Genomic DNA, 17,882 nt, shown 5'->3' with positions numbered 1-17,882 from the left:
AGTAATTGATTTTTCAACAGCTTATGCTATAATAATTATCGAAAAACAAAAAAATTTTACAATTTCATCTTAAAACAACAATTAAAACTTAACTTTAAACAACTACAAGGATTTTATCAAAACAGCAACTCACAAAACCTAACAGGGGGCTTGACTCGAAGATGCGAAAAGCAGCGGTTCACTTAATAGACATAGCGCTCATATTCATTATGAACGCCTTCTTATTGAACCTACCAATAACCATCTCAATAATCTCATCTCTAATAATATATCTCGGGATATATTCCTTCAGAACATACGACACAGAAACAATGAAAAGTTACACAGAATCTTTAATAAAAACCACCGTTGGTACTCTTGTGAGTTTCATCGTCATACTAATTATCTACTTCTTCCTAAGTAAGTACTTCAACAGATACTTTTTCCTTACCAACCTATTGTACACAATAGCCCTCTTACCAATAATACACAAAATAGAATACAATATCTACGAAAAACACATGCCTGTAAAAAACTACCTCGTAATAGGCAGAAAAGAAGAAATAGGCAACATAATGGAAGAAATCTCAGAAAAAGCGTTAAACAAAATAAAATTCACACAATACATAAACCCAAACCCAGTAACACTTGATGAAATAATAAAACAAAACACACAAAAAACATTAACCCAAACAATACACGGCATAGTAATAACAGACCCAGAACTAGAAGAAAGAGTAAAACCACAGATACAAAACTACAAAGCAGAAGGTTTAGAGATTCAATACTTACCGAACATGGTAGAAAAATACCTAAAACGCATACCAATAGAAGTCGCTCAAAAATTCAAAGAATATTACCAAGTGGTGTTTCAAAAAGTAGAAGAGTACCCTTCAAAAAGATTTCTTGATATAATAATATCGGCCATCGCCTTAGTAATACTCTCCCCAGTAATACTAATATTATCTCTAATAATACGCATTGAAGACGGAAAACCAGTAATATACACGCAAGAAAGAATAGGTCTCAACAACGAAAAATTCACAATGCACAAATTCAGAAGCATGAAAAACAACACAGAAAACAGTAACGCTAAATTCGCAACTGATGAACAAGACAGAATACTAAAAATAGGCAAAATTATTCGACCAATAAGACTCGATGAAATACTCCAGTTCTATGATATACTAAAAGGCGATATGTCTTTTGTAGGTCCTAGGCCTGAACAAATAAAATTTGTAGAAGAATACAACCAACTCATCCCTTTTTATTGGGCAAGGCACAAACTAAAACCAGGCTTAACAGGCTGGGCACAGATAATGTACAAATACTCATCTAATTTAGAAGAAGTGAAAACAAAACTCAGCTATGACCTATACTACGTAAAAAACAGAGACATATTTCTTGATGTGAATATCGTGTTCAAAACCATAGAAGCAGTATTTTGGAAAAGGGGAGCGGTGTAGTGCCAAAAAAAATATTAATTCTAGCTAATCATATAGATTGGGTGTTTTCTTTAAGGAAAGAACTTATTGAAAGATTTATAAAAGATTATAGTGTTATCATTTCAATACCTTATAAAAAAACTGAAAAAATCGAATATTTTAAAAATCTAGGGTGTGATTTCGAGTATATAAAATATGAAGCAAGATCTACTAACATTTTTAAAGAACTTGATTTAATAAAAGAATATAAAAAAATAATTAAACAAATAAAACCCGATATAATATTGACCTATACAATAAAACCAAATATATATGGAACTTACGTAGCTAAAAAATACAAGATACCAATTATTCTCAACATAACAGGGTTAGGATCTGGTTTTAACAATAATAGTATTAAACATTTGGTAACAAATATGTACAAATACGCTTGTAAAAATGCTTCTTTCATATTTTTCCAAAACAAAGAGAATTATAAATATTTTATAGACAATAAAATTGCAGAAAAAGCTAAATCCAAAATTCTACCAGGTTCAGGTGTTAATTTAGAAAAGTTTAAGCCTACGAAAAAATCAAAAGATGATGGAATAACAAGATTCCTTTTCATAGGTCGAATTATGAAAGAAAAAGGCATAGAAGAATACTTAGAAGCTGCAAAATACATTTCTAATAAATATACCAACGTAGAATTTCAAATCTTAGGTCCATTTGAAGAAGAAAAGTACAAAGATGTAATTATAAATCTTAACAACACAAAAATAAAGTATTTAGGAAAATCAGATGATGTAAGAAAAGAAATTAAAGAAGTAGATTGCATTATAAACCCTACTTACCATGAAGGAATGTCAAATGTTCTATTAGAAGGAGCGGCTATGGGGAAGTCTCTTATTGCAACTAATATTCCAGGATGCAAAGAAATAGTTGAAGATGGTGTAAATGGGTATTTGTTTGAACCAAAAAATACACAAAAACTAATAGAGAAAATAGAACAGTTTTTAAAGTTATCTTCTTCGGAAAGAGAAAAACTTGGTAGGGCGGGTAGACAAAAAGTTGAAGAAAACTTCGATAGAAACATTGTGATAAAAGCATACCTTGAAACAATTAGAAAGATACTAAATTAGTGCGTGAGATATCAAGTATCTTAATTCATTAAGAGGGTGATTTAATGTCAAATGTTCTTGTAACAGGTGGAGCTGGATTCGTTGGATATCACTTTTCTAAAAAGATTTTAGACAATAACTTTTCAACTATAATTTTAGACAATTTGGATGACTATTACGATATCGAACTAAAATTAAAAAGATTGTCTCTTTTAGGAATTGATACTTCAGAAATCAAATATGGAAAAGAACAAAAAAGTAAAATGTACAAAAATCTAGTATTTGTAAGAGGAGATATATGTGATAAAGAGCTAGTAGAAAATCTCTTTTCTAAAAATAACCTAGATTATGTAGTTCATATGGCAGCAAGATCGGGAGCAAGGAATTCATTTTCTAATCCCCTAGAATATATAAAAAATAATGTCGAAGGCACTACTAATATTTTGGAAATTGCGAATAGATATAATGTTAAGCATTTTTTATTCACTTCCTCTAGTTCAGTTTATGGAAATATGGAAGAAAATAAAGATATCAGTGAATTGAAACCTATATCGTTGTATGGAGCTACCAAGTTATCTGCAGAAATAATCGCAGAAACATATGCCAAATCAAAAAAACTTCCAATAACAATATCAAGATTATTCTCCGTTTACGGCCCTTTAGGAAGACCGGATGGGTTTATATTTAAATGCATAGAAAGCATAAAAAATGAAATATCTATCGAGCTTTTTAACAATGGGGAAATGTGGCGTGACTTTATTTACGTAAAAGACGTGAGCGAAATATTATTTAGAATACTACTATCAATTCCTGAAAGGGGCTTCAAAGTATATGATGTGGGAAGTGGAAAAGCTACTAAAATAACCGAAGTGCTTCAAATCTTGGAAGAAATCTTAGGTAAAAAATCAATAGTAAAAAATATCAGCGGAAGTAAAAACGAAAGCATAATAACAAAAGCACATAAAGAATTGATCTACCAAAATGTAAACCTCGAAAAAGTATCTGATTTGAAAGCAAACCTAAAAGATTTTTTACAAACCCAGAAAGTCTATTAAAACTAGAGACTTTGAAAATAAAATAATTTTCAAAAATAAGATTTTGATTTTAAAAGGGTTACAGGGCGAAGCCCTCCATCTCGCGGGTCTAAGGGGTCGAAGGCCTCTTCCTTAGAAGGGTGGGCAGCGGGGCGAAGGGGAGCTAAAGAGTTTTTTAGGGTTTTACCTAAAGTATTGAAAAAATCCCCAGGAGGTCAAAAATTGATACCTAACTATAAAAAACTAGATAACACAAAAACATACTTGGTAACAGGTGCAGCTGGATTTATAGGGTTTCATCTTTCTAAAAGATTATTAAACGAAGGATGTAGTGTAATTGGATTGGACAACTTAAACGATTATTATGATGTAAACCTAAAAAAGGATCGGTTAAACATTTTAAACCAACAAGAAAAATTCAAATTTAAATATGTAGATATAAAAGATAAAGAAAAATTAGAGGAAATATTCAAAAAAAACAAGATAGATATCGTCGTTAATCTAGCGGCTCAGGCTGGGGTAAGATACTCTATACAAAATCCTGATGTTTACATTCAATCCAACGTAGTTGGTTTTCTAAATATATTAGAAATGTGTAGGCATTACAAAATAGAACATTTAGTTTATGCTTCATCTAGCTCAGTCTATGGTTTGAATGTAAAAATGCCTTTTTCGGTTCACGATAATGTAGACCATCCCTTAAGCTTGTATGCAGCTACTAAAAAGTCTAACGAATTGATGGCACACACTTACAGTCATTTATATGGACTACCAACAACAGGCTTGAGATTTTTTACTGTTTATGGCCCGTGGGGAAGACCCGATATGGCATTATTCTTATTCACTGAAGCTATTCTTAATGACAAACCAATAAAAGTATTCAATTATGGTAAAATGAAAAGAGACTTCACATATATAGACGATATAATTGAAGGGGTAGTAAGGGTATTAAACAATCCACCCCAACCAAATCCTAATTGGGATAAAAGAAATCCAGATCCAGGAACAAGTAGCGCTCCTTACAAAGTATACAACATTGGGAACAATAACCCAGTAGAATTGATGACATTCATTGAAACATTAGAAGAAAAATTAGGGAATAAAGCAAAAAAAGAGTTCTTGCCAATGCAAGACGGAGATGTACCGGAAACCTACGCCGATATAGATGATTTAGTAAAAGATTTTGGATTTAAACCAAGTACCAGTTTAACTGACGGAATTGAACGATTTGTTGAGTGGTATAAGGAGTATTATTAATTGAAAAAATTAAACATTTAATCAGAATAAGGATAGTGATTCTTTATTAAAATAAAGAAACTAAAATTGGAAGAATTGTTACTAATTATGTATATATTATTATCCCCCTTTTATTTTTTTAGAAGTGGACTACCGCAAATAGCTGATTTTCTAGTGGTTGCTTTTATTATTGTGTTTTTGATTAAGAATAATTTTGAAGTATATACATTGAAAAAAGGGAATCCACTGAATTTTCTATTTTTATTTGTCATATGGGCTTTTGTGATTACATTATTTTGGGTAATAATAATTAACAACATTTCAATTATTATATATCCTGTGTATTACTTATATAATTTTTTATTTATTTATTTTTTATATATTTTGTATGAAAAAAACATGAATATCTTACCTATTATATTTAAGACTACATGTTTCTCGTTAATCATACAGTTTTTGTTATCATTTTTTGTAATAGATCCTTCTAGTTTTAGGCAAGTAATTTTTTTCAACAATCCCAACCAACTTGGATATTTTGCACTTACTAGCACAACAATTTTTCTTTTTTTATCTGAATACTTTAAAATGAACAAAATTCTGTTCGCCTTAACATTATTGAGCGGAATATATTTAACTTTCCTTTCATTATCTAATGCAGCAATGATAGCTCTTTTTCTATTATTGATTGTACATTTTTTTAAATTTTTTAAAAGAAGTTTAAAATATTTAGTCCTTTTTTTGGTGCTCTTATCTATCTTGTTTCCGTTTATCCCCGAAGATTCTTTAATCACTACTATAACAAACAATGTGTATCTAAGAATAACAAGTATACCAGAAGAATCGGATGCAAGCCTTGCCAAGAGAGGTTATGATAGAATAGTTAACCATCCGGAATTTTGGTTTTTTGGAGCAGGGGAAGGCGGTTTTCAAAGGTTTGAATCGGTTTTAGGGGGTGAGATTCATAGTTCTTGGGGAACAATATTTTTTTCGTATGGACTGATTGGTACACTTTTGTTTTTATTGTTCTTTTTGAATGTTTTTGAATATAAAAAAAATTTCTTTTATTTTTTGCCAGGTTTCTTTTATGGGCTAGCGCATCAAGGATTAAGATCTACAGAGTTTTGGATTTTATTGTTTATATTTTACGTGTCATATGAGATGAAAATATCTCGTACCCATGAAAAAAATATCGGATATTTAACAAAATGTGAAAAGAGTAGTCTAAATTCTTTGAATAGATACTGAATATAACAGAGCCATGGTACATAGAGAAGATAGAACAACAAGGAAATACAATCAACATATATGGGGATAACGGACTTTGTTTATTGCCTTTGATAAATTTGATTAAACTCCAGCTTAACTACCTGTTAAAGCACCAATATTATTTTATGAGGTGAAGAAAATATGAGAAGTTTGTGTTGTAAGAATTATTTTGTTTTTTTGCTAATAATTATATCGGTCTCTCTTCTGTTTTCTCAATCTTTTGAAGTGAATGGTTGGATTAATTATGATTTCGAAGATCCAACTAATCTTATTCAAGGTCGCTTAGTTTCCCCTCTAATGGGTGGAAATTTTATTGCGAGTGGGGGTTTTAAGAGAGACAATTATGTCATTCCTCCATATACAGATATTCTTCATAACAATTATTGGTTTTGGAATGAAGGCTATTACTCATATGAAAGTAATCTTTTTAATTTAGACATTGGTCTCAAACAAAATTCAGCTGGTCCTGGCAATATTTACAAACTATTTGTTGATGATAACAGTGATTTTTCATATCCAACTCTAAATATTATTGCTCAAGGGACGCAAGGCAAAGTGAAAGTAGAAAATCTTTGGGGAGGCCTAAGATTGTATGAATACGAAAATCATCCCACTAAATCTTTAAATTACAGAGCAATTGTAATTTCTCCTTTTGAAGGACTTGAGATTGCATATGAAGAAAGTATTCTTTATTTAGATAGGTATTTTGATCCTTTTTATTTTTTTGCCCCCCTCCCTCTACCAGCTGTGCAAGAATCTTTTCATATGTCCACTGCCCCTTGGTATTCAGAGTTTGATGATAATTCTTTAATTGGAGGATGGATCAAGTATACTATGAAAGATTCGAATATATATTTCGAAATTTTAATAGATGATATCAATATGAATAGATTTTTACAACCAAATTCTTATCAAAATCCTGATAAGTTAGCTTTTTTAGGAGGGTTCTCAACAAAAAAAGGTTTTTTTAATATTTTTTTTGAAATTGCGGGTGCTACTGCGTTTACTTTTCAAAGAACCGAAGATGAATTTACATATGAATATGTTATTTTCGAAGGCTCTGATCTTTCCCTTGAAAATAATATGATTGGTTACGTGCATGGAGAAAACAATTTAGCAACGGCTGTTAGATTAGAATATAATAAAAGTAAATGGTTTGCTCAAATTGATTATGAATTTTTGATGCATGGCACAAGAGATCTTGAACAACCTTGGTATGGAGATGAAATGCCCAATAGTACACAGTGGTTAACTGGTGAATTAGAGACAGTCCATTCTCTAACATTATTATTGGAACATCGTTTTCAAAATATTTCTTCTGTAATAGAAGAATTAAATTTGGGAATTAGATTTGGAGTTATTGGCAATAAACCTTTTTTAGGCACTACTTTTTCAACGTCGTTTCTGTAAATTTTGTTAAATTACCTCTTGTGTTGAATGCTTCAGGATTAAAAAATAGCAATAATGCTTTTAAAAAGATAGAATGGGACCTTTGAATTTTTAATTATTGAAGTGTTAACCCAGATTGGAGGTTTAGTAATGAAGATATATGTAGCATCCTTTAATTTTTCGCCAGGTCATCTTTCCCATTTGATTGCTTGGTACAAACTGTTTACCCTTGTTGGATATGAAACAAAGCTTTTGCTTGATTATGGGTACAAGAATTTAATAGAAAAAGAGTTCGATGTAGAATATATTAATTCCAAATTGAACGATCGCTTTGAGGTATTGAAAACTGATGTTCTCCTCATTCAAAATCCATCCATCAAAAACCATAGCTTAGCAAAAAGATTCAAAGAGAAAGGAACAAAGATTGTCTATATATACCATGAACCATGGGATAGTTTGAAAGAACGCTTTAAAGAAGGGGTTAAACAGGCTTTCAAATCGTCAGTAGCTCACTTTTTTTCTACTAAGTTATTGAGTTTATCTGATACCATTATAGTCCCTTCAAAGTTTGCGTTGAAATTATATGAAAAGCGTGATTTTAAGTATAATTCAAATGTTTCTGTTATTCCGCTTATTTTTGATGATGAAACAAAAGGGTTCGAACTTACACCTGAGAATAAAATTTATTTTTCTTACGTAGGTACCGCATGTAAAGGCCATGGTTTTGACGAATTTTTGAATCTTTTGCTAAGTTTTGATAAAAAAGAGTTAATTGATTTACCTTTCAAATTTCAAATATCTACTAAAACTGATATTTCAGATCTTATGAATAAGAAGATTCGCTTTTTGATAAAAGAAGGTTTTTTAAAAATAAATCAGGGTAAACCTTTAAAAAACTCAGAAATTAACCAAGCATACGTTAACTCCTTTGCTGTTTGGAATCTCTATAACCGTTCAACTCAAAGTGGTGTACTTCCAAAAGCTCAAATGTTTGGCACAGCCCCAATAGCTTCCACCATTGGAAGTTTTCCAGAGTTTATACAAGATGGAGTCAATGGTTTTTTAATAAAAGATTATAATTTCAATAACTTAAAAAAAACAATTTATAGTGCATTTGAAAATAGGGAAAAACTGTTTGAAAATTGCAGGTCTAATTTCTTTCAAAAGTTTTATTTCGCGAATTATGCTAACGAGATGAAACATATAGTGGAGAATATGTTTTAGGCATTTATAATCACTAGCAAAACGAAATGAAAAAAGTTTTCCCAAAAGTAAAAAATATTATTTGACAATTTCTAACTACTTAAGGGTTAAAGGGATAAGTCAATCTTTTTTCTTTAATGTTGTTGTAAAGCACAATCTAACTCCAGCTTAATAACCTACCACTTTCGTAAGAGAAACTTTTTCTAAAATGTTTAAGGAGCTATAAAAATGTGCAAAATATCAGTGATTATTCCAGCATATAACGCGGAAAAAACTATAGAAAATACCTTAAAGAGCCTCGTTTATCAAACTTTTACTGATTTTGAAGCGATAATCGTAAATGATGGTTCAACTGATAATACAGTTCAAAAAATTCAAAATACTTTAAAAGATGTTAATTTTCAATGGAAATTAATTAGTCAAATCAACAAAGGTGTAAGTGCCGCAAGAAACAGAGGATTAATTGAAGCTAAGGGAGATTATGTTTGTTTTTTAGACGCAGATGATTATTATGCAGAAACCTTTTTTGAAAAGATGTACAACAAAGCAAAAGAGAGTAATTATGACATTGTTTTTTGCAATTATAGGGATGTTAATGAAAAAGGGAGAAAACTATCTATTTATCAGAAACAAAATGAATACATGGGTAAACCTTTAACCGGTGAAGATGTTTTATATTTAATTTTAAGCAAAAAAATATGGGTGCACATGGGGGCTGCTATTTATAATAGATCGTTATTAATTAAAAACCACATATTTTTTAAAAGTGGTAGTCGTTTTGGAGAAGATACAGAATTCAACATCAAAGCTTTTTCCCATTCTAAATTAGTAAATAGCCTATCTGATACTTTAATGTACTATGTGAAAAGAAACGAGTCTGCTACCAATCAACAACATGATTTGAGTGTTTTTCATTCTCAAGCTTCTCTTAGAAGGTCACTAGCTTATTTAGAACGAACAAATCCAAAAAACATAAAATTAATCAATTTATTAAAAGTAGAAATTCTAAGAAAAAACCTTCATAATCTATTTCACCTTTATAGAAGTTCGAAAATTGATAATGAAACCATGGAAAAAATTTTACAAAACAAAGTTATTAAAAGTAATTTAAGTAAGTTAAAGAAAAAGGAATTGACCACCTCAGAAAAATTTGGGCTTTTTTTGATAAAACATTGTCCTGTAAAATCAAGAAGAGTAATAAACTATTTCAGCAATTTATTTTACAAAATTTATAAATATAAATCTTACAGGTAAGGTTTACTCTCAAAAAGTGTGCGCCAACAATGAAATATGAACAAATAATTAAATAATCTGGTAGCATGTAATAAAACACAAAAATACATAAGGAATGATACCAGATGAGAAAAGAGTTACCCAAATTCTTTGAAAAGGTATCGAACATAACAGAGCTAGGCTAAAAAAGCATAGCAAAAATTAAAACAATAAGAAGATACAATCAACATATATACCGATTGCAGAGTTTGTTTACTATTGTTGTAAAATTTAATTTGATTCCAATTTACTTACTTAGTGTGAAAAAAGTAAAAAAACAATAGAGTATATGAAAATATACTACAGAAGAACCTTGTTGATAAAACAAAACATAGAAAGAATAACACAAAGATATGGAAGAAATAGAACTTACGTTCTATTTGGGAAAGATAAAGAAATGAAGGAAATAATAGAAGGGATATTGAAAGAGTTGAGAGTTAAATACATAACAGAAAACGATATTGAAAAAATAGAAAGTACAAACGTTGTACTATACTGGAATGTTGAGGATAAAGAGAAACTCGAAGGTTTGAAGTGTGAGTTTTTGATGGGGAGTTGAAACAAAAGTTATGTGGGAGAAAGTAAAGGATAATTTGGCTCTCTTCCAAAAAAAGCGGATAGGGAAAAATGAAATATGATCAAAGAATTAAAAAATTTCGTATCATTTAGAAAAATACTAAATATACCCGAAGCGATATCAGATGAGAAAAGAGTTATCCAAATTCTTTAAACAGATATTGAGCATAACAAAACCAGGCCACATAGAAAAGCTAGAACAACAAGGATGAACAATCAACATATAAAAAGATGACATATTTTGTTTATTGTTGGCAATAATTTTAATTTAACTCTAGTTTAAATACTTACTATTTTCGTGGGAGAATCAATAAAGGTTTTTCTACACTCACTTAACAAAAAGTAATTAGGTATGGAAATTGGTTAAAAATATCCGATTTTTGTAGCACTCTAATATACAAAGGAGAGAAAATTAACGTGAAAAAAGATTTATCGATAATAATACCTCACTACAATATTTTTGAATTACTAAGAAAATTGTTAGATTCTATACCTAAAAAAGACAATATTGAAATAATAGTAATAGATGATAAAAGTGATAAAAAAGGTTTTGAAGAAATAGTAAAAGAAAAAAAGTATGAACATGTAATTTTTTTAAAAAATGATACAAATAAAAAAGGCGCAGGAACTTGTAGAAACATAGGACTTGAAAAAGCAACTGGAAAATGGGTGCTGTTTGCCGATGCAGACGATTTTTTCATGGAAGGTTTTTATGAAAAAGTGGCTAAATATTTTGACTCAGATTATGATGTTATTTTTTTTACACCAACAAGCATCTATATTGATAACCAAGAAATAGCCGATAAACATATCCAAGCGGAACTTTTATTATTAAATTATATCAATAATCCCAATGCCCTAAATGAATTATTGTTAAGATATAAATTTCCACCTCCTTGGTCAAAAATGATACGGCGAGATTTTATTTGTGAGAATGATATTATGTTTGAGGACGTAATAGCTTCTAATGATGTAATGTTTTCCACAAAGGTGGGCTACCATATGGAAAAATTTATTGTCTTAAACGAAATTATATACTGCATAACTATGAGGCATGGTAGCTTGACCACAAATATGAATGAACAGGTTTTTGATGCACGTTTAAACGAGTTTATAAAGTATTATCACTTTCTAGAAACCAAGTTAGATAAAACAAATTTTGAATTGCTAAATTTAAGAGGATATCATTATTTATCATTGATTTTAAAATACAAATTGGGAATAAAAAAATTTATTTCTGTATTTTTTGTTTTAAGAAAAAATAGAATAAAAATTTTTGAATTACGTTTACTTAATCCCTTCTATACTTTCAGAAAAATTTCTGGTATTTTAAAACAATGGAGAAAAGACAAAAAATACTTTACGAAAGAACCTTAGATTTACAAGTTTTAATTATTTAGAAAAACTCATAAAAAGCTAAATACTTTCTCAAGTGTTAAATCTGTAGTATCACATAATAGGGTCTAAAAGATATTTCTCTTTATTCACTAAAAGGAGTTGATTAACAAATGAAAATCACAGTTCTAGGTCTGGGATATGTGGGCTTATCATTGGCAGTACTACTTTCTCAACACAATGAAGTATTAGCCTTAGATGTGGTAAAAGAAAAAGTAGACATGATTAACAATAAAAAATCACCGATAACAGACAAAGAAATACAAGACTACTTAAACACAAAAAACCTTAATTTAACAGCCACAACTGACAAGCAAAAGGCTTATAAAAATGCAGAATATATAATAATAGCAACACCCACAGATTATGATACGGAAAGAAACTATTTTGATACAAGTTCTGTTGATGGTGTAATAAAAGATGTACTTGAGATCAACCCAAAGGCAACAATGATAATAAAATCAACTATTCCCGTTGGATATACAAAAGAAGCAAGAGAAAAGTTTAAAACCGAGAATATAATATTTTCTCCAGAATTCTTGAGAGAAGGAAAGGCCTTATACGATAACTTATACCCTTCAAGAATAGTCATTGGAGAAAAGAGCGAAAGAGCGAAAATATTCGCAGATTTATTATTACAAGGAGCGATAAAAAAAGATGTCCCAACATTATTCACAGACTCCACAGAAGCCGAAGCGATAAAATTATTTGCCAACACATATTTAGCTATGAGAGTATCTTTCTTCAATGAATTAGACACCTTTGCTGAAATAAGAGGATTAGACACTAAACAAATAATAGAGGGAGTATGTTTAGATCCAAGAATAGGAAATTTCTACAACAACCCTTCATTTGGCTATGGTGGGTACTGCCTTCCAAAGGATACAAAGCAATTATTAGCAAATTATGAAAATGTACCGAATAGTTTAATGACAGCCATAGTAGAAGCAAACAGAACAAGAAAGGAACACATAGCAAATATGGTAATAAAAAGAAATCCAAAAGTAGTTGGAATATATAGATTAACAATGAAAAAGGATTCAGATAACTTCAGGCAATCAGCTATTTTAGATGTAATGCAGATCTTACGAAAATATGGAATTGAAATAATTATTTACGAACCAGAATTAAAGGGAAACAACTTTTACAATTTAGAAGTAATTAACGACATTAACCAATTCAAACAAAAATCGGAGTTAATACTGGCAAACAGAATGCATGAAGAATTAAAAGATGTGATAGAAAAGGTTTATACTAGAGATTTGTACCAGAGGGATTGAAAAACAATGTTTGCAAAATTCTATTTTTTATAGTATAATCTTTTTATATTGTTCAAAAATTGAACGAAGGTGTTGAATATAATGCAAGATAATGAGATACTCATTTTAGAAGAATTAGAAAAGAATTCTAATATAACTCAAAGAGACCTTTCAGAAAAAACAGGGCTATCCTTGGGAATGGTGAACATACTTTTAAAAAAGTTCATCAAAAAAGGGTTTGTCAAATTAGAAAGGTTAAACGGCAAGAGTTTCAGGTACATATTAACCCCAGAAGGATTCAAAGAAAAGAGTAAAAAGACAATAGAGTATATGAAAATATACTATAGAAGAACATTCCTGATAAAACAAAACATAGAAAGAATAACACAAAGATATGGAAGAAATAGAACTTACGTTCTATTTGGGAAAGATAAAGAAATGAAGGAAATAATAGAAGGGATATTGAAAGAGTTGAGAGTTAAATACATAACAGAAAACGAAGTTGAAAAAATAGAAACTACAAACGTTGTACTATACTGGAATGTTGAGGATAAAGCAAAACTTGAAGGGTTGAAGAGTGAGTTTTTGATGGGGGGTTGAAACGAAAGTAATTAAAACGCAAGTAAAGGTCAATTTTTTACTAGCATATTAAGAAAATAACAAATTACCTTGAATGCGATGCTTTATTTTAAATGAGGTGATTTATGAAAAAAATATTATTATATTCGGAATGTCATGAACCTTATTTAGAAACCTTTGTAAATATTATAAACTTGATGGGAAATAAAGAAATATTTATTGCTACTAATGAAAAGAGGGTTGATTGGTTATTAGAAACAAACCCTAATTTGTATTCTAACGTTAAATTTATAAAACTAAATGAAAGTCTTTCATTTAAGAAAACCCTGGTAAAAGCGTCGTTGAATTTAGTGAAAAATTACCTAGGAATAAAAAAGGCTATTAAAAATAATAAGATAGATAATTTCGTTGTATTGGAAATCTATAATGAAAAATTACAATTTATAATGAGTTTTGATTTTTCATTTAAAAATTTAAACAAAATTTTAACAATACATAATATTCATAGATATTTTAAAGTCGATGCAAATTTAATAAAGAAATATAATTTACAGAGTCCTAAAAAATTTCAAATTAGGTTTTTAAGAAAATTCAATAAGATTGTGGTTTTACAGGATAACCTGGCGAAAACTTTAAAAGTTAAATATGGTATTGATTCAATAATAATCCCTTATAAATTAACAAAACCAATTTATATAGAAAAAAGGAAAAACTTTTTGGAAGATTGTAATAAACAAAAAATTAAATTCGTAGTTCCTGGCGGTGTAGAATCAAAAAGAAAAAATTACTATTCAATAATTGACACTTTTTCTATTTTTAGTAAAGAGTCTTACGAATTAGTATTTTTAGGAAAAGTTATAGAAAGAGATATCATTGACTATGCAAAGAAAAAAAACATAAATATAAAATATTTTGATTCTCATTTATCAGAAAATGAATTTAACAATGAAATAATTACTTCCCATTTTTTAATTGGTTTAATATCTAACGAGTTGCCGTACGGGGAATTAAAGGTAAGTGGTGTAGTTTTTGATGGTGCCTCTTTAGGTGTACCAGTTATAGTAAATAACGAAAATTTAATATTAAAAAATGGATTATTCATTGTAACTCAAAGTTTGGAGTCTACTTTAAAAGAGATTATCAACGATTTTGAAAATAGTAAATATTATGAAAAATACGGTAAGCCCGCACTTGATAAAATGATAGCAAATACAGCTGAAAAATATATTAGCAATATGGAAAAATTATTGGAATAATTTTAAGTAAAGACTACATTAAACATTAATTTCTTTATAGTATTAGGAAACTAATCGAAAAAATCCGGATAAGAAAAAGGAAATATTAATATAAAATTAAATCGTCGAGTATTATGCAGAAGAATACAAGATACAACATTAATTGAGGAGGAACCCAAATGAAAACCGCACTCATCACAGGAATAACAGGACAAGACGGAAGCTATTTAGCAGAATATCTGCTTGAAAAAGGATATATAGTTCATGGAATTATAAGAAGATCCTCTTCGTTCAACACTAAAAGAATAGATCACATATATCAAGATCCTCATGAAAAAAATAGAAGATTGATCCTGTACTATGGAGATTCAACTGATTCTACAAATCTTATCAGAATCATGAAAGAAGTAGAACCCGATGAAGTATACAATTTAGCTGCTCAAAGTCATGTTAAGGTTTCTTTTGAATCGCCAGAATACACCGCTGAGACGGTAGCTTTAGGAACGCTAAAGATTCTTGAAGCTATTAAACTCTTAGGTTTGGAAAAGAAGACAAAATTCTATCAAGCAAGTACATCTGAGCTCTACGGGAAAGCGCAAGAAATACCACAAACTGAAAAAACACCTTTCTATCCACGAAGCCCATACGCTGCTGCGAAATTATACGCCTATTGGATAACCATAAATTACAAGGAAGCATACGGATTACACGCTTCTAACGGGATACTATTTAACCACGAATCACCAAGAAGAGGAGAAACTTTCGTCACAAGAAAAATTACAAGGGCAGCGACAAGAATCCTTGTTGGAAGGCAACAAAAGTTATACTTAGGAAATTTATCAGCAAAAAGGGATTGGGGCTATGCACCTGATTACATAAAAGCCATGTGGTTGATGCTCCAACAAGATGAACCAGAAGATTATGTCATAGCAACGGGAGAAACACACAGTGTAAGAGAATTCTGTGAAGAAACCTTTAATAACTTAGGAGTTAGCATCAGATGGGAAGGTGAAGGAAGCAATGAAAAAGGAGTAGTAGACAATTTAGACAGAGAAAAACTCGAAGAAGTGCTTGGTGATATTAAAACACCACTAAAGGTAGGGGATACAATAATCGAAGTCGATCCAGCATATTTTAGACCTACAGAAGTCAATTTGTTAGTTGGAGACCCAACCAAGGCAAAAGAAAAACTAAAGTGGGAAGCACAAGTGAAATTCAGAGAACTTGTAAAAATAATGGTAGAAAGCGATTTAAAACTTGCCTTGAAAGAAAATCAAAGAAACGAATCGATAAAAGAGTAGACAATATTTGAAAGGAGTTCTTTTTAATGAACAAAGACAGTAAGATATACGTAGGTGGGCATAAGGGACTGGCAGGATCGGCCATATACAGAAAATTGAAAAACGAAGGATACACGAATATAGTAACAAGAACACACAAAGAATTAGACTTAACCAATCAACAACAAACACAAGAGTTCTTTCAAAAAGAAAGGCCAGAGTATGTATTTTTAGCAGCAGCAAAAGTGGGGGGAATAGGAGCCAACGTTACATATCCAGCAGATTTTGCTTACATCAATATAATGATAGAAAGCAATGTAATTAAAGCATCATATGACTACGGTGTAAAAAAATTACTTTTCCTTGGAAGTTCATGTATATATCCAAGAGATTGTCCCCAACCAATAAAAGAAGAATATCTACTCACAGGACCTTTAGAGCCAACCAACGAGGCGTATGCAATAGCAAAGATAGCTGGATTAAAAATGTGTGAATACTTCAACAAACAATACGGGACTAACTTTATAAGCGTGATGTTAACCAACCTGTATGGTCCAAATGACAACTTTGATTTAAAAACTTCCCATGTATTACCGGCACTACTGAGAAAATTCCATGAAGCAAAAATAAACAACAACCCATACGTTGAGGTATGGGGAACTGGAAATCAAAGAAGAGAGTTTCTGTATGTGGATGATTTAGCAGATGCTGTTTTACATTTAATGAACAACTATGAAGGTAAAGAACTTATAGACGTGGGAACAGGTAAAGATTTAACAATAAAAGAACTCGCACAATTGATAAAAGAAGTTGTGGGATACGAAGGAGAAATAAGATTCGACACAACCAAACCCGATGGGGTGCCACGGAGGCTCTTAGATGTAACAAAATTGCACAACACAGGATGGAGACATAAGATAGAATTGAAAGAAGGCTTAGAACTTACATACCAGTGGTTTAAGGAGAATTGGAAAAGCTAAAGAGGTTGCTCTCACTAAAATACAAGTGGTTCTTTCTGTTGTTAATTGAACTAATTAACCTATGATATTCAATTTAATAAAAATTTTTTGGAGGCACTTTGAAATAGAGTGTATGTGACTGCAAAAATTGGCCATCATAAGGCTATATGAAGAAACTAAAAGTTATTAAAAGGATAATGTATGGAAGAAACAAATTTGAGATGTTGAGACAGAAAGTACTTTTTCTTGAGAATAATGGATAGGATTCAACAATAGTGGAAAGAACCAGTATTCAGTTAGCCATAGCACAAGAGTTATGTGAGAGTTCAGGTGTTGTCAAATCTTTGAAAAATGTTTTTAATTCATAATAGGATTTTACATAAATATGTAAAAGGTAGATGTTTAATTTCATTCGTATTTTGTAATATTTTATAGCTTTTCAAAGGTAACGAAGGAAAGAATTTCTCAAATTCTTAAATAATATTTGATAAATTCCATGTTATCAAAGTGTTACACAAGTAACTTGATAAGGTTCGAAACAGAGCTGATAAAAGCTTTTATCAGCTACTCAAAAAGCAAAGTAGTTGTTACCAAAAAAATTCTAACAACTTTTTTTCTTGCTGGCTGAAAGTGAACTTTTAAGTATATCTCTCGTTTATTTACTCACCATATTCA

15 protein-coding genes are annotated in these 17,882 nt (G+C 30.2%); all 15 read left to right on the top strand.

The features are described 5' to 3' along the window. The first annotated feature begins 161 nt into the window (after nucleotides 1–161). The 15 genes from X927_RS03430 to X927_RS03360 all read left to right on the top strand — a co-directional run bounded on the left by X927_RS03430 (nucleotide 162) and on the right by X927_RS03360 (nucleotide 17,228). On the top strand, nucleotides 162–1,445 hold the full coding sequence (locus tag X927_RS03430; RefSeq protein WP_103076708.1) for an exopolysaccharide biosynthesis polyprenyl glycosylphosphotransferase: 1,284 nt from the start codon (nucleotides 162–164) through the stop codon (nucleotides 1,443–1,445). After that, nucleotides 1,445–2,545 carry a glycosyltransferase family 4 protein gene (locus X927_RS03425; protein WP_103076707.1) on the top strand — a complete coding sequence of 367 codons (1,101 nt, stop codon included), beginning with the start codon at nucleotides 1,445–1,447 and terminating at the stop codon, nucleotides 2,543–2,545. Before X927_RS03430 ends, X927_RS03425 begins: the two co-directional genes overlap by 1 nt. A gap of 44 nt (nucleotides 2,546–2,589) precedes the next feature. Next, a complete protein-coding gene (locus tag X927_RS03420) occupies nucleotides 2,590–3,579 on the top strand; it encodes an NAD-dependent epimerase/dehydratase family protein (protein WP_103076706.1) in 990 nt (329 codons plus the stop codon). Between the two features lie 201 nt (nucleotides 3,580–3,780). Then, nucleotides 3,781–4,815: an NAD-dependent epimerase gene (locus X927_RS03415; protein WP_103076705.1), complete on the top strand. Its 1,035-nt coding sequence runs from the start codon at nucleotides 3,781–3,783 to the stop codon at nucleotides 4,813–4,815. Between the two features lie 735 nt (nucleotides 4,816–5,550). Then, nucleotides 5,551–6,039 (top strand): hypothetical protein, encoded by a 489-nt coding sequence (locus tag X927_RS10105; protein WP_146026571.1) that lies wholly within the window; start codon nucleotides 5,551–5,553, stop codon nucleotides 6,037–6,039. Nucleotides 6,040–6,201: 162 nt separating this feature from the next. Continuing rightward, nucleotides 6,202–7,470 carry a hypothetical protein gene (locus X927_RS03405; RefSeq protein ID WP_103076703.1) on the top strand — a complete coding sequence of 423 codons (1,269 nt, stop codon included), beginning with the start codon at nucleotides 6,202–6,204 and terminating at the stop codon, nucleotides 7,468–7,470. Nucleotides 7,471–7,599: 129 nt separating this feature from the next. Next, nucleotides 7,600–8,673: a glycosyltransferase gene (locus X927_RS03400; RefSeq protein ID WP_103076702.1), complete on the top strand. Its 1,074-nt coding sequence runs from the start codon at nucleotides 7,600–7,602 to the stop codon at nucleotides 8,671–8,673. Between the two features lie 207 nt (nucleotides 8,674–8,880). Further along, nucleotides 8,881–9,906 carry a glycosyltransferase family 2 protein gene (locus X927_RS03395; RefSeq protein ID WP_103076701.1) on the top strand — a complete coding sequence of 342 codons (1,026 nt, stop codon included), beginning with the start codon at nucleotides 8,881–8,883 and terminating at the stop codon, nucleotides 9,904–9,906. 307 nt (nucleotides 9,907–10,213) lie between these two features. Then, on the top strand, nucleotides 10,214–10,483 hold the full coding sequence (locus X927_RS03390) for a hypothetical protein (RefSeq protein WP_245855463.1): 270 nt from the start codon (nucleotides 10,214–10,216) through the stop codon (nucleotides 10,481–10,483). A gap of 434 nt (nucleotides 10,484–10,917) precedes the next feature. Beyond that, nucleotides 10,918–11,877: a glycosyltransferase family 2 protein gene (locus tag X927_RS03385; RefSeq protein WP_169925116.1), complete on the top strand. Its 960-nt coding sequence runs from the start codon at nucleotides 10,918–10,920 to the stop codon at nucleotides 11,875–11,877. Between the two features lie 131 nt (nucleotides 11,878–12,008). Then, nucleotides 12,009–13,175: a nucleotide sugar dehydrogenase gene (locus tag X927_RS03380; protein ID WP_103076699.1), complete on the top strand. Its 1,167-nt coding sequence runs from the start codon at nucleotides 12,009–12,011 to the stop codon at nucleotides 13,173–13,175. Nucleotides 13,176–13,256: 81 nt separating this feature from the next. Beyond that, nucleotides 13,257–13,754, top strand: a complete 498-nt coding sequence (locus X927_RS03375; RefSeq protein WP_103076698.1) for a winged helix-turn-helix transcriptional regulator — start codon at nucleotides 13,257–13,259, stop codon at nucleotides 13,752–13,754. Nucleotides 13,755–13,858: 104 nt separating this feature from the next. After that, a complete protein-coding gene (locus X927_RS03370) occupies nucleotides 13,859–14,989 on the top strand; it encodes a glycosyltransferase family protein (protein WP_103076697.1) in 1,131 nt (376 codons plus the stop codon). A 158-nt stretch (nucleotides 14,990–15,147) separates the two neighbouring features. Next, nucleotides 15,148–16,269 carry a GDP-mannose 4,6-dehydratase gene (gmd, locus tag X927_RS03365; protein WP_103076696.1) on the top strand — a complete coding sequence of 374 codons (1,122 nt, stop codon included), beginning with the start codon at nucleotides 15,148–15,150 and terminating at the stop codon, nucleotides 16,267–16,269. Between the two features lie 26 nt (nucleotides 16,270–16,295). After that, entirely contained in the window at nucleotides 16,296–17,228 is a 933-nt protein-coding gene (locus tag X927_RS03360) for a GDP-L-fucose synthase family protein (RefSeq protein WP_103076695.1), read from the top strand. The last annotated feature ends 654 nt before the right edge of the window (nucleotides 17,229–17,882 follow it).

This window comes from Petrotoga mexicana DSM 14811 (assembly GCF_002895565.1).
GTDB lineage: Bacteria > Thermotogota > Thermotogae > Petrotogales > Petrotogaceae > Petrotoga > Petrotoga mexicana.
Note: the sequence above shows the minus strand (reverse complement) of the source record. Positions and strands in the feature narration are given on the sequence as shown.